The 14,007-nt window shown below is 66.6% G+C and carries 10 protein-coding genes; 4 read left to right on the forward strand and 6 right to left on the reverse strand.

Annotation, left to right across the window (positions count from 1 at the left end; all coding sequences use genetic code 11):
- Positions 1-47 precede the first annotated feature (47 nt).
- Both ASE91_RS04685 and ASE91_RS18655 read left to right on the forward strand, forming a co-directional pair.
- Positions 48-3,308: a hybrid sensor histidine kinase/response regulator gene (locus tag ASE91_RS04685; protein WP_056623244.1), complete on the forward strand. Its 3,261-nt coding sequence runs from the start codon at positions 48-50 to the stop codon at positions 3,306-3,308.
- A 699-nt stretch (positions 3,309-4,007) separates the two neighbouring features.
- Complete coding sequence (locus tag ASE91_RS18655; protein ID WP_156357662.1) at positions 4,008-4,940, forward strand: aspartyl protease family protein; 933 nt, start codon at positions 4,008-4,010, stop codon at positions 4,938-4,940.
- A 108-nt stretch (positions 4,941-5,048) separates the two neighbouring features.
- Here the strand turns inward: ASE91_RS18655 and ASE91_RS04690 are convergent, their stop codons facing one another.
- A complete protein-coding gene (locus ASE91_RS04690) occupies positions 5,049-5,672 on the reverse strand; it encodes a response regulator (protein ID WP_056623247.1) in 624 nt (207 codons plus the stop codon).
- Positions 5,673-6,000: 328 nt separating this feature from the next.
- On the reverse strand, positions 6,001-7,935 hold the full coding sequence (gene acs, locus ASE91_RS04695; RefSeq protein ID WP_056623251.1) for an acetate--CoA ligase: 1,935 nt from the start codon (positions 7,933-7,935) through the stop codon (positions 6,001-6,003).
- A 164-nt stretch (positions 7,936-8,099) separates the two neighbouring features.
- Here acs and ASE91_RS04700 point away from each other — a divergent pair, with 164 nt between their 5' ends.
- On the forward strand, positions 8,100-9,761 hold the full coding sequence (locus ASE91_RS04700) for an MFS transporter (RefSeq protein WP_056623254.1): 1,662 nt from the start codon (positions 8,100-8,102) through the stop codon (positions 9,759-9,761).
- A 124-nt stretch (positions 9,762-9,885) separates the two neighbouring features.
- Here ASE91_RS04700 and ASE91_RS04705 read toward each other — a convergent pair whose 3' ends face one another.
- Both ASE91_RS04705 and ASE91_RS04710 read right to left on the reverse strand, forming a co-directional pair.
- Entirely contained in the window at positions 9,886-10,074 is a 189-nt protein-coding gene (locus tag ASE91_RS04705; RefSeq protein ID WP_056623256.1) for a YbdD/YjiX family protein, read from the reverse strand.
- The gene (locus tag ASE91_RS04710; protein WP_056623259.1) at positions 10,058-12,139 is read right to left on the reverse strand and encodes a carbon starvation CstA family protein; all 2,082 of its coding nucleotides are present in this window, start codon (positions 12,137-12,139) and stop codon (positions 10,058-10,060) included. Before ASE91_RS04710 ends, ASE91_RS04705 begins: the two co-directional genes overlap by 17 nt.
- Before the next feature lie 224 nt (positions 12,140-12,363).
- On the opposite strand from ASE91_RS04710, the gene ASE91_RS04715 reads away from it, so the two are divergent.
- Entirely contained in the window at positions 12,364-12,861 is a 498-nt protein-coding gene (locus tag ASE91_RS04715) for a low molecular weight protein-tyrosine-phosphatase (RefSeq protein ID WP_056623262.1), read from the forward strand.
- Positions 12,862-12,951: 90 nt separating this feature from the next.
- Here ASE91_RS04715 and ASE91_RS04720 read toward each other — a convergent pair whose 3' ends face one another.
- Entirely contained in the window at positions 12,952-13,578 is a 627-nt protein-coding gene (locus ASE91_RS04720) for a DUF1190 domain-containing protein (RefSeq protein ID WP_056003267.1), read from the reverse strand.
- Positions 13,579-13,589: 11 nt separating this feature from the next.
- Positions 13,590-14,006: a DUF350 domain-containing protein gene (locus tag ASE91_RS04725; RefSeq protein ID WP_056507464.1), complete on the reverse strand. Its 417-nt coding sequence runs from the start codon at positions 14,004-14,006 to the stop codon at positions 13,590-13,592.
- Between the last annotated feature and the right edge of the window lies 1 nt (position 14,007).

The raw sequence follows: 14,007 nt of genomic DNA on the forward strand, positions 1-14,007 counted from the left end.
TTGCCGGATCGGACTCTATGCGTAGGACGGCAGGCGGGAGGGTCGGCATGAACGGATTGCTGCTGTTCGCGGTCGCGATCGGATATGCCGCATCGCTGTTCGCGGTGGCATGGGCAGCGCGTCGGCGCGGATGGACGCCGCGCGACCGGCGGTTCGTCTATACGCTGGGGCTGGCGGTCTATTGCAGCAGCTGGACGTTCAACGGCGCGGTCGGCAGCGCCGTCGCCGATGGCTGGGCGTATCTGCCGATCTATCTGGGGCCGATCCTGATCTTTCTGGTGGGCGGGCGGTTGCTGGTGCGGATGGTCGCGGCGGTGCAGGCCGATGGCGCGACGTCGATCGCCGACTTCATCGGGTCGCGCTTCTCGCGCAGCCGCGGGGTGGCGGCGCTGGTCACGCTGATCGCGCTGACCGGCACCATTCCCTATGTCGCGCTGCAATTGCGGTCGGTCGCGACCAGCTATGCCGCGCTGGCGGGGATGGCGGACGTCACGCGGCCGGTCGTCGTCACGGCCCTGGTGCTGGCGGGCTTCGCCATCGCGTTCGGACCGCGCGGCGATGCCGAGCCGCGCGCCGAATCCGGGCTGCTGGCGGCGGTCGCGATCGAATCGGTGGTCAAGCTGGCGGCGTTCGCCGGGGTAGCTTTGTTCGCAGTGCTGCTCGTCGCAAAGGCGGCACCCGACGCGCGGAGCGCGGGACTGGCACGGCTGTCGGCGGGGTTCGCTCACACGCCCGACGTCGCCGATTTCGTCGTCGCGACGCTGCTGGCCGCTTCCGCGATGCTGTGCCTGCCGCGCCAGTTCCAGGTGACGGTGGTCGCCGCGACCGAACCGGCCGATCCATGGCGGGCGCGCTGGCCGTTCGCCGCCTATCTGGCGCTGACCGCGTTGCTGGTGCTGCCGATCACGCTGGCGGCGCTGGTGCAGGGCGGGATGGCGCGACCCGATCTGCTGGTCATCGCGATGCCGCTGGCGGCGGGGGTGCCGGCGGTGGCGCTGCTCGGCTTTCTCGGCGGCTTTTCGGCAGCGACGGCGATGGTCGTGGTCGAGACGGTGGCGCTGGCGACGATGGTGTCGAACGACCTGATCGCGCCGCTGTTGCTGCGCAGTCCGCGCCTTGCCGCCGCCGAGCATCTCGGGCGGACCCTGGCATGGGTGCGGCGGGGGGTGATCGCCGGGATCATCGGCGTGGCGACCGCGTGTGCGCTGCTGATCCCGCTGACCCGGGGGCTGGCCGCGATCGGGCTGGTCGCGTTCGCGGCGATGGTGCAGTTCGCGCCGGCGCTGCTGCTGGCGATCGCGCGCGGCGGTCGCGATCCGCTGGCGGCGAAGGCGGGGCTGACGACCGGGCTGATCGGGTGGACGTTCCTGCTGTTCGTCCCGACGCTGACCGGCGCGCCGTTGCCGGTGTCGGGGGTGCCGGGACTGGGTCCGCTGTCGGCGGCGGCGGTGGCGACGCTGGCGGCGAACGTGATCGTCCATGCCATCGTCGCGTTGTCGCGGGCACCGCGCCTGCCCTTCGCCCGTGACGAGCGGGTGCCGCCGGTGCGCGATCTGCGCGAACTGACCCGGCTGGTCGCGCGCTTCGTGGGCGAGGAGCGGGCGGTCGCCGAACTGGGCGAGGGCAGCCATGTCGACGCCCGTGCCGCGCGCCGTGCCGAACGGCTGGTGGCGCAGGTGGTCGGGGTGTCGTCGTCGCGGCGGCTGGTCGGGTCGGCGCTGTCGGGCGCGGCGCTGGGAGCCGAGGATGTCGCGCGGATGCTCGACGAGAGCGGCCAGAGTCTGCAATTCTCCAAACGGCTGCTGGCGGCGACGCTGGAACACATCGATCCGGGCGTCAGCGTGGTCGATGCCGAACTGAACCTCGTCGCGTGGAATCAGCGCTATCTCGACCTGTTCGGCTTTCCGCCGGGCATGATCCGGGTCGGTGCGCCGATCGCCGATGCGATCGCGTTCAATGCCGTGCGCGGCGACTGTGGCCCCGGCGAGGTCGACGACCATGTCGCCCGGCGGCTGGCGCATATGCGGCGCGGCACGCGGCATAGTTTCGAACGGGTGCGCGATGACGGGCGTGTGCTGAAGACCATCGGCGGGCCGATGCCGGGTGGCGGCTATGTGATGTGTTTTTCGGACATCACCGTCGAGGCGCAGGCGCTGCGCGCGGTGGAGACGGCGCGGGCCGAGCTGGAAGCGCGGGTCGCGGAGCGGACACGGGCACTGACCCATGCCAACGCGGCGCTGGCGCGGGCGACCGCCGACAAGACACGGTTCCTCGCCGCCGCCAGCCACGACCTGTTGCAGCCGCTCCATGCCGCGCGGCTGTTCACCGCGGCGCTGGCGCGCGGCGCGGACGATCGCGCAAGGCCGCTGGTCGAGCGGATCGACCAGTCGATCGCGGCGGCCGACCAGTTGCTGCGCGCGCTGCTCGACATATCGAAGCTGGATGCCGGCGGGATCGTGCCGGTGCCGACGCGCTTTGCGGTGCGGGGATTGCTGGGCGAGCTGGTCGACAGCTTTGCCGATCAGGCTAGCGCCAAGCGGCTGACGCTGCGGTTGGGGCCAAGCGATGCGGTGGTCGAGACCGACCCGGTGCTGCTGCGCTCGATCGTCCAGAATCTGCTGGGCAATGCGGTGCGCTATACGGCGCGGGGCGGCGTCGTGATCGGGGTGCGGCGGCGGGGGGACGCGGTGCGGATCGAGGTCGTCGATAGTGGGCCGGGCATTGCCGAGCGCGACCGGGCGCGCGTGTTCCGCGAGTTCGAGCGGCTGGCCAATGCCGAGGATGCCGGGCTGGGGCTGGGCCTCGCCATCGTCGCGCGGACGGCGGCGTTGCTGGGGGCGGCGGTGACGCTCGACAGCCGGGTGGGGCGGGGGAGCCGGTTCGCGGTGACGCTGCCGGTCGCGGCGGGGGCGGTGGCGGCCGCGCCGGTGCGGGCGGTGGCGCAGGCGGTGCGACCGCTCGAATGCCTGATCGTCGACGACGATGCCGGGGTGCGGCGGGGGATGGCGGCGCTGGCGACCAGCCGGGGGCATGGCGTGCGGGTGGCGGCGACGGCCGGCGAGGCGCTGGCGCAGGTCGGGGGCGTGGCGGTGGCGTTCGTCGACCATGATCTGGGCGGGGCGGTCGACGGGCTGGCGCTGATCGCGATGCTGCGGGAGGAGGTGCCGGGGTTGCGGGCGGCGCTGGTTACGGCGGATGCCGGGCGCGCGCTGGCCGAGCGGGCGCGGACGGCGGGGGTGGCGGTGTTGCTGAAGCCGTTGTCGGGGGAAGCGTTCGACGCGTGGCTGGCCGCGCCGGGCAAGGCGTAGCAAGGCTACGCCGAGCCAAAAGGTGCGGCCGGCCGACGGCGCGAAAAGCGCCGTCCGACGACGCGGGCTTTGCCCGTGGCCAGTCGTGAAACCCGCGGAAAACCGCCAAAGGTCACGAAAGTCACACTCGCCGCGTTTTTGCGCCACGTCGCGTTTCGGTGGTCTCGTGCGCGGCAGGTTGCAGCGGGCAGGAAAACCCAAGGAAAACCGCCAAAGGTCACAAAGGTCACATTCGCCACGCTTTGCGCTGCGTCGCGCATCGGTGGCGTGGTGTGCAGTAGGTTGCAGCGGGGAGAAAGAGCCGGAGGTGAGGGTGGCAGAGGATGCGGCTGTAGGAAAGGGACGGGAGGATGGTTGGCGGTCGCCATCTTCGCAGCAGTGATCGGCGAGTGAGATCGGTATTCCTGCGGCTCCCGTCGTTCCCGTTTCGCCATGGTGGCATAGTGGTTTCGGGAATTTTGAATCGGGAACAGATTTCGGGAAAACGACACCCGCAGGCGTCCGTCAACGCGATCGGTGCGGCCGGATTCTCGCCACAGCTTCCCAAACGGTAAAGGACTTGCCGTCAGACATACGGCAAGTGTCTCACACTCAAGCCCTTGCTTTGACTGGCATTGTCGAGGCCGTGCTACACAGCCCTTGCTTCACAAGTGCGAGAGCGCAACAATATGCCGATCGATTACAGAAGGGGAGGAGTTTTTGCGTATTAACGTACTTGCCTCATTGGTAGCGCTGTCCTCAGCGGCTAGTCTTCAGGCACAGGCTCCAGTTCAGCAAGCCACTTCACCCCGTAACCCCTCGGTTTCCCACTTTGAGCATACCGTTAACATATTGCCGGTTCAGCAATCAGCACCGACGCCGTTCCATAGTTTCAAGGGTATTATTTTACTTGAGGTCAAGATAAACGGGCGGGCCGGTTGGGCCATGCTCGACAATGGTTTCGCGCACACCGTAATCGACCTCGGTTTTGCCAAGACTGCCGGTTTAAAGATCGGACCTGTCGTAAACAATATTGATCTCGGCCCAGTATCGGCTTCGGAACGGCTTGTTGAGGGTATGAGGATTGATGTACCAGGTCAGCTCATACTGTCTTGGGCGGCTATGTCAGTTGATCTAAAGTCATTTTCGAATACCGTAGGTCATCCGATTGATGCCGTTATCGGAGGAGACTATCTCGACAAACTTTGCGTATTAGTCGCATTTAGTAACAAGACACTCATTTTCGCGAAAACTGGCGACATAACTCCGAAGGGCCGGGCTGCGATTATTCCATTGGAAAATGGGGCTCAATTGACGGCCGAGGTCAACGGCAAGCCCGTGATTCTATCTATCGACTTGGGTTTCAATGGTGTCGTACAGCTTAAGGAAGAAGCGTGGAAAAGGGTGATCCCATCCGGGTCGCCAACAAATGAGGGCATGATAAGTTCTGCTGATGGGGTCCTACGTCCAAGCCGATCCGTACAAGACGCCACTCTAAAGGTCGGTCAGATCAGCGCCGATGGCGTTGGTGTTGCTGTTGGTGACCGTATTGCTACAGGCGCAGACGGCCTCTTGGGAACCGGATTTCTCGGTAAATTCGATTTCATCCTTGATGTTGGAGCAAGTCGGCTTGTTGCAATACCCTTTGGCTAGTTGCGGATAGGCCAATCGAGCAATCGCAAAATTCCCGTTTCTCGATCCCAAGGAGAACGCCTCGGCTGTCTCGCGTGCCGTTTGTTTTCGACAACCCGTTCGCCGACCCTATCCCGCTACCTCCAGCCCGAGTGCCCGCGCTGCTACGGCCGCCTGTGTGCGGTTGCCGACGTCGAGCTTACGCAGCACGGCGGTCATGTGGACCTTCACCGTGGCTTCGGCCATGCCGAGGTCGTGGGCGATCTGTTTGTTGAGGCGGCCGGCGAGAACGCCGAGCAGGACGCGTAACTGGGTCGGGGTGAGCGCGGCGACGCGGGCGGCGATGTCGTCTTGCGGGCCGTCGTCGGGTGCCATGCGGTCGCCGGACAGGGCGGCGGCGATGGCGTTTTCGATCTGCTCCAGCGGGGCGTCCTTGCCGATGAAGCCGACCGCGCCGAAGCGGGCGACCTGTGCGTAGGCGGCGGTCCGGTCTGCGCCGGAGATGACGAGGATCGGGACGTCGGGCGCCTCGGCATGGAGCAGCGCCACGCCGCTATAGCCGACCGCGCCGGGCATGTTCAGGTCGAGCAGGACGAGGGCGAGGTCGCCTGCGTCGCGGACCGCCTGTACTGCGCGGTCGAGCGAGCCGGCTTCGAGGATGCGGGCGTCGGGGCGGACCTGCGTGACGGCGAGGGTTAGGGCCTGCCGGAACAGCGGGTGGTCGTCGGCGATGAGGATGGTGGGGGCGGTCATCACATCCTTTCGGGTCGTCGTGCCGTCACCCTCACCCTTCCCACCCGGCTGCGCCGGGCGGGTCCCTTTCCTGTCCCAGTGGGAGAGGGAGGGAGCGGCAACGCCGCGGAAGGGTCAGGGTGATTCTAGGCGGGATCGACATTCAGTTTGCTGGGCGCAGGAATAGCGTTCGATCCCCTTTCGTCACTCCCGCGCAGGCGGCAGTCCTTATACGCCAGCGTCGCGGATCGAGCCAAACCGTCGGCGTTTATAGATTCCCGCCTGCGCGGGAATGACGAAATTTCGTGGTTATCGCTGAATGTCGATCGGTTCTAGGGTACTTCGATCCTCATGCCGGCCGGATACGCTCTGCGACCAGCGTGTCGACGACACTCGGATCGGCTAGCGTCGAGGTGTCGCCGAGGTTGGACGTGTCGTTCTCGGCGATCTTGCGCAGGATGCGGCGCATGATCTTGCCCGAGCGGGTCTTGGGCAGGCCCGGCGCGAATTGCAGCGCGTCGGGGGTGGCGACAGGGCCGATTTCCTGCCGGACCCATGTCCGCAGTTCGGCGCGCAGGTCGTCGGAGGGTTCCTCGCCCGAATTCAGCGTCACATAGGCGTAGATGCCCTGGCCCTTGATGTCGTGGGGCATGCCGACGACGGCGGCTTCGGCAACTTTTTGATGCGCGACCAGTGCGCTTTCGACCTCGGCAGTGCCCATGCGGTGGCCGCTGACGTTGATGACGTCGTCGACGCGGCCGGTGATCCAGTAATAGCCGTCGTCATCGCGGCGCACGCCGTCGCCGGTGAAGTATTTGCCGGGATAGGTGGTGAAATAGGTCTGGAAGAAGCGGTCGTGATCGCCCCACACCGTCCGCATCTGTCCGGGCCAGCTATCGGCGATGCACAGATTGCCTTGCGCTGCACCGTCGAGCACCTTGCCCTCGGCATCGACGATCACCGGCTGCACGCCGGGCAGCGGCTTGGTCGCGCTGCCGGGCTTCAGGTCGGTGGCATAGGGAAGCGGCGAGATGAGGATGCCGCCGGTTTCGGTCTGCCACCAGGTATCGACGATCGGGCAGCGGCGGTCGCCGACGACGCGGTGATACCAGTCCCATGCCTCCGGATTGATCGGTTCGCCGACGCTGCCGAGGATGCGCAGCGACTGGCGGCTCGATTTGGTTACCCAGCTATCGCCCTCGCGCATCAGCGCGCGGATCGCGGTGGGGGCGGTGTAGAAGATGTTGACGCCCAACCGGTCGATCGTTTCCCAGAAGCGGCCATGGTCGGGATAGTTGGGCACGCCGTCGAACATGACGGTGGTCGCGCCGTTGCTGAGCGGGCCATAGACGACATAGCTGTGCCCGGTGACCCAGCCGATATCGGCGGTGCACCAGAAGACCTCGCCATCGCGATAGTCGAACACGTCGCGGAAGGTGGCGTGCGCCCATACCAGATAGCCGCCGGTGGTGTGGAGCACGCCCTTGGGCTTGCCGGTCGAGCCGCTGGTGTAGAGGATGAACAGCGGGTCTTCGGCGTCCATCGGTTCGGCCGGGCAGTCAGGCGAGGCGTCGTGCAGCAGGTCGTGGAGCCAGTGGTCGCGGCCGTCGACCATCGGCACATCGGCACCGCTGCGGCGGATGACGATCACGGTCTCGACGCCGGGGGCGTGGGCCAGTGCCTTGTCGACATTGGCCTTCAGCTGGATGCGCTTGCCGCCGCGACACCCTTCGTCGGCGGTGATGACCAGCTTGCTGTCGCAATCGACGATACGGTTGGCGAGGCTGTCGGGGGAGAAGCCGCCGAACACGATCGAATGGATCGCGCCGATGCGGGTGCAGGCGAGCATCGCCGCCGCCGCTTCGGCCATCATCGGCAGGTACAGGGTGACGCGGTCGCCCTTCTTCACGCCCTTTGATTTCAGGACGTTGGCGAAGCAGCAGACCTGTTGGTGGAGTTCGCGATAGGTGACGTTGCGCGTCTCACCCGGCTCGTCGCCTTCCCAGATGATCGCGGTCTGATCGCCGCGGGTGGCGAGATGGCGGTCGAGGCAGTTGACCGAGACGTTGGTCTGGCCATCGGCGAACCAGCGGATGCGGAAATCGGCTTCGTCGAACGAGGTGTCCTTGACCGTCGCATAGGGGCGCGACCAGTCGATGCAGCGTCCGCCCTCGCGCCAATAGCCGTCCGGGTCCGCGACCGATGCGGCGTAGCGGGCGTCATAGTCGGCCGGGGTCACTCGCGCGGCATCGTCGTGGCGGGCCGCGTGAATCGTCTGGGTCATGCTTCTCTCCTGGCGCCCTTGATCCTTGCTCGCGGGGGGGCGCGTCAAGTCGCTTGCGCCTACGACCAAGGTCGTACTGGTCGCCTTGCACCACGCGGATGACACTGGTGCGGCGGAGAGGTGCGACGATCGATCGCGCCCGGTTTTTAGGAGAGGATGCCGCCATGGCGGGAACAACGACGGCCGGGGACCATCCCAAGGGCCAGAACGAGAAACTGGTGATCGCCGCGTCGTCGCTGGGCACCGTGTTCGAATGGTATGACTTCTATCTGTACGGGTTGCTCGCGACATACATCTCGAAACAGTTTTTCTCGGGCGTGAACGAGACGACGGGGTTCATCCTCGCGCTGGGGGCGTTCGCCGCCGGCTTTGCGGTACGGCCGTTCGGGGCGCTGGTGTTCGGGCGGATCGGCGATCTGGTCGGGCGCAAGAACACGTTCCTGGTAACGATGGGCATCATGGGCCTGTCGACCTTCGCGGTCGGGCTGTTGCCGTCCTATGCCAGTATCGGCGTCGCGGCCCCGGTGATCCTCGTCGCGCTGCGCATTTTGCAGGGGCTGGCGCTGGGCGGCGAATATGGCGGCGCGGCAACCTATGTCGCCGAACATGCGCCCGACGGGAAGCGGGGGCTGTACACCAGCTTCATCCAGACGACGGCGACCATGGGGCTGTTCGCGGCGCTGCTGGTCGTGATCGGGTTCCGCACGATGCTGGGCGAGGAGACGTTCGGTTCCTTCGGGTGGCGGTTGCCGTTCCTCGTGTCGATCCTGCTGCTGGCGGTGTCGATGTGGATCCGGCTGCAATTGTCGGAAAGCCCGGTGTTCCTGAAGATGAAGGAAGAGGGCAAGACGTCGAAGGCGCCGCTGACCGAGGCGTTCCTGCGCTGGCCGAACCTGAAGCTGGTGCTGATCGCGCTGTTCGGCGCGGCGATGGGCCAGGCGGTGGTGTGGTACACCGGGCAGTTCTACGTCCTGTTCTTCCTCGAAAAGATGATGAAGGTCGATGGCGCGACGGTGAACGTGCTGCTGGCGATCTCGCTGGCGCTGGGGACGCCGTTCTTCGTGTTCTTCGGCTGGCTGTCGGACAAGATCGGGCGGAAATGGATCATCATGGCCGGCTGCGCGCTGGCGGCGCTGACCTATTTCCCGCTGTTCGGCGCGCTGACCAATGCCGCCAATCCGGCGCTTGCCAGCGCGCAGGCGGCGTCGCCGGTGCGGGTCAGCGCGCATGACGACGATTGTTCGGTGCAGTTCGATCCGATCGGCCGCAACAAGTTCGACGCGAAAAGCTGCGACATCGCCAAATCCTATCTCGCGAAGAACGGCATCAGCTATACCAATGTCGAGGCACCGGCGGGCACGATCGCTAGCGTGGCAGTAGGCAACCGGATGCTGGTCGCACCCGATCCGGCGGAGGTGACCGGGGCGGCGCGGGCGGCGGCGATCACCGCCTATCAGGGCGAGGTCGCAGCGGCGCTGGCGGAGGCCGGCTATCCCGCGAAGGCCGATCCGGCAGCGATCGACAAGCCGCTGGTGATCCTGAACCTGTGGTTCATGGTGCTGCTGGTGACCATGGTCTATGGCCCGATCGCGGCGTTGCTGGTCGAACTGTTCCCCAGCCGCATCCGCTATACGTCGATGTCGCTGCCCTATCATATCGGCAATGGCTGGTTCGGCGGGTTCCTGCCGACGACGGCCTTTGCGATGGTCGCAGCGACCGGGGATATCTATTATGGCCTGTGGTATCCGGTGGTGCTGGCGGTGGTGACGCTGGTGCTGGGGGTGCTGTTCCTGCCGGAGACGTTTCGGCGGAATATCCGGGATTAAGGACGACCGTCGAAGAAGGCGTACCCCCGCGCAGGCGGGGGTCCAGGGCGGCATAAGCGATCGTAGCTTGGTTGGCTCTGGACCCCCGCCTGCGCGGGGGTACGGTTGTGGTTAGGGCAGTCTCTCAACAACAGCGCGGCGGCGCTCCCGGTCCGGTGCCGTAGCGCCGGGCCACGCGGTCGCGGTGGAATTCCTTCAGGGTCATGACCGGTTCGTGCGGATGGTGTGCCGCGCGGTGGGCGACGTAGCGGTCGTAATCGGGCACGCCGACCATCAACCGCGCGCCCTCCGCCAGCCTATGCAGGAAGCGCATCGCCGACCTCCTGCGCGGTGGGTGTCGCCGCCGCCTTCGCCTTGCGGATCGCGCCGATGCCGTAGCCGAGGACCGACAGCACGACGACGACGAACAGCACGCACAACGCGGCGTCGATACGGTCGTTGAGGATGATCCGCTGCATCTCCGCCGCCGTCTTGGCGGGGGCGAGGATCTCGCCGCGGGCCAGTGCGTCGGAAAACACCTGCGCATGGGCGAGGAAGCCGATCTTGGGATTGGCGTCGAACAGCTTCTGCCAGCCGGCGGTAAGCGTGCAGATCAGTAGCCATGCGGTCGGGACCATCGTCACCCACGCATAGCGGTCGCGCTTCATCTTGAAGAGCAGGACGGTCGACAGGATCAGCGCGATGGCGGCGAGCATCTGGTTCGAAATGCCGAAGAGCGGCCACAGCGTGTTGATCCCGCCCAGCGGATCGGTGACGCCGCTGTAAAGGAAATAGCCCCATGCGGCGACGGCGAGCGCGGTGCCGATCAGATTGGGGCCGAGCTTCTGCGTCTCCTTCATCGCCGGAATGAAGCTGCCGAGCAGGTCCTGGATCATGAAGCGGGCGACGCGGGTACCGGCATCGACCGTGGTCAGGATGAACAGCGCTTCGAACAGGATCGCGAAGTGATACCAGAAGGCCATCATCGCCGGCCCGCCGATCACTTGGGACAGGATGTGCGCCATGCCGACCGCCAGCGTGGGCGCGCCGCCCGCGCGCGACAGGATGCTGCTTTCGCCGACGTCGCGCGCCAGCTGGGTCAGCATGTCGGGGGTGACGACGAAGCCCCATTGCGCGATCGCCTGCGCCGCGCTCTGCGCCGTCGTGCCGATCAGCGCGGGCGGGGCGTTCATCGCGAAATAGACGGCGGGGTCGAGCACGCAGGCCGCGATCAGCGCCATGATCGCGACGAAGCTTTCGGTCAGCATCGCGCCATAGCCGATGAAGCGCAGATCGGCCTCGCTCGCGATCATTTTCGGCGTGGTGCCGCTGGCGATCAGCGCGTGGAAGCCCGACACGGCACCACAGGCAATGGTGATGAACAGGAACGGGAACAGCTTGCCCGAAAAGGCCGGGCCGGTGCCGTCGATGAAATGGGTCACTGCCGGCATCTGAAGGTCGGGACGGACGATCAGGATGCCGAGTGCGAGGCCGGCGATTACCCCGATCTTGAGAAAGGTCGACAGATAATCGCGCGGGGCGAGCAGCAGCCAGACGGGGGCGACCGAGGCGACGAAGCCGTACGCCATCAGGATCAGCGCCAGCGCCGGCCCCGAATAGGTGAACATCGGCGCGAAGACCGGCGAATGGGCGACCGGCTCCCCGCCGACGATCGCCGCCATCAGCAGGACGAAGCCGATCACCGACATTTCGGCGATCTTGCCGGGCCGCAGGAAGCGGCCGTACAGCCCCATCAGCACCGCGATCGGAATGGTCGCGAAGACGGTGAACGTGCCCCATGGGCTGCCGGTCAGCGCCTTGACCACCACCAGTGCCAGCACGGCGAGCAGGATGATCATGATCATCAGCACGCCGACCAGCGCGATGGTGCCGGGGATCAGCCCCATTTCGCTGCGGATCATGTCGCCGAGCGAGCGCGCGTCACGCCGCGCCGAGAAATAGAGGATCAGGAAATCCTGCACGGCCCCGGCGAACACCACGCCGGCCAGCAGCCACAGGGTGCCGGGCAGATAGCCCATCTGCGCCGCGAGGACCGGGCCGACCAGCGGCCCTGCGCCGGCGATGGCAGCGAAATGGTGGCCGAACAACACGCCCTTGTGCGTCGGGACATAGTCGAGGCCGTCGTTCCGCCGCACCGCCGGGGTCGGGCGCGACGGATCGACGCGCAGCACGCGGGTGGCGATGAACAGGCCGTAGAAGCGATAGGCGATGGCATAGACACACAGCGCCGCGACCACGATCCAAAGCGCATTGACCGGTTCACCGCGCATCAGCGCGATCCAGCCGAGCGCGACCGCGCCGACGATCGCCACCGCCGCCCAACCGATCCACTCGCGCGCCGTCGTCGGTGCGATCGGTGTGGTTGCTGCTGTCGCCATCGGCCTCTCCCCTGTTTGGGATACTTTTGGCGCAAGGGGGCGGGGGATGCCATGGGTTTCGTGACGCCGCACACCTTTACCTCTCCCGTTCGCTTCGAGCGCAGGTTCGAGCTTGCCGAGAACCGCAGTCGAGAAGGGGTTGCCCCAAACGCCGCAGTTCTCGACAGACGCTTCTCGACAGGCTCGAAGCTGCTCGAACCGAACGGAGAAAGCTGGAGATGGTAATGACTGAAAACCGCTCGTTCCTGCTCGTCTGTCTCGGCAATATCTGCCGCTCCCCGCTGGCGGAGGCGGCGTTGCGTGACGCGGCGGCGCGGGCGGGGGTGGCGATCGAGGTCGATTCGGCCGGAACCGGGGCGTGGCATGTCGGCCATCCGCCCGACCCGCGTGCGCAGGCGGTGGCGCTCACGCATGGCATCGACATCTCGGGCTATCGCGCGCGGCAGGTCGAGGCGGCGGACTATCGGCGCTTCACCGACATCCTCGCGCTCGATCGCGACAATCTGGCGGAGGTGCGGCGGCGTGCGCCCAAGGATGCGGTCGCGCGGATCGGGCTGTTGATGGACGTGGTGCCGGGGCGGAAGGGGCAGGCGGTCGCTGACCCCTATTATGGCGATGCCGCCGGGTTCGAGACGACTTGGGCCGATGTGTCGGCGGCGGCGGAGGCGATCGTGGCGGGGTTGGTGCCAGACCGTCATTCCCGGGCAGGCGGCAATCGATAGACGCTGCCGCTGCGGCCGGAGGCGATAGGTCGGCGGTCATGGATTCGCGCCTGCGCGGGAATGACGAAAGCGTGCCGGGGTCGGGGGATCCTACCCCCCGAACGACCGCCCGCCGCCGCCCCAGCCGCCGCTCGACCGGGCGCTGACCCGACCGCCGAAGCCGCCGCGCGAGACGACCGAGCTGCGCGTCTGGATGCGCTGCGTCGTCACCGGGGTGGTGATCGCGTCGCGGCCGACCGAGTAGCGATAGCCGTTGCCATTGCCGAGATACGCACCCGACCCGGTGTACCAGCCGCCGTCCCGGTCGCGGCGGTCGCGGTAGAGGCCGCCGTAATTGTAGCGCGACGAATTGTTGTTGAGCAGCTGTCCGATCAGGAAGCCGGTCAGGAGCGGGGTGAAGAAGCTCTGCCCGCCTTCGCTGCGGCGCTGGCACTGCGCTGCGCCGAACTGTTCCTCGCACAATTGCTGGCTGTCGAAACGGGGAGCGGCCTTCGCATCCTCGTTCACCGCCTTTTGCTGGGCGGCGGTGCAGGTGTCGCGGTCATATTGGCCGCTGTCGATGCATTGCTGGACGCTCTGGAACGCGGCGACCTCGGTCGGGGGGCCGAAGCGGGCCTGTTCATTATTGTCGTCGCAGCCGGACAGCATCGCGACGGCGCCGACGGCAGTCAGGCCGGCAGCGACCGAGCGTTTGCGGCGGGGGGGCTGGTTGGTCATGGAAGTACCCTTCAGTACGTCATCGACGCGGCGTTGAGCAGGCCGATCCCGATCGAGGTCGCAGCATTGTAGATCGCGCTGGCGACATTGCCCTCCTCGATCCGGCGGACCATATCGCGGACGATGAAGCGGCGCACGACCAGCGCGGCGACGATCTGGATCACGCCGGCCAGCAAGGCCCAGGCGGCGAATTCGACCGGATCGGCGGTGACGCTGAGCGCGGAGGCGAGGGGCAGCGCGAAGCCGATGATCGCCCCGCCCAGCGCGATCGCCGCCGCCGGATTGCCCGACGCGATCAGCGTGCGTTCGTCATAGGGCGTCGAAATCTGATACAGCCGCTTGAACACCGCGAGGAACAGGCAGGCCAGCCCGAACGCGATGATGAAATGGATCGCGCCGTTCAGGAAAGTGCCGAAATCGAGCGTCATC

The organism is Sphingomonas sp. Leaf62 (genome assembly GCF_001421915.1).
Lineage (GTDB): Bacteria > Pseudomonadota > Alphaproteobacteria > Sphingomonadales > Sphingomonadaceae > Sphingomonas.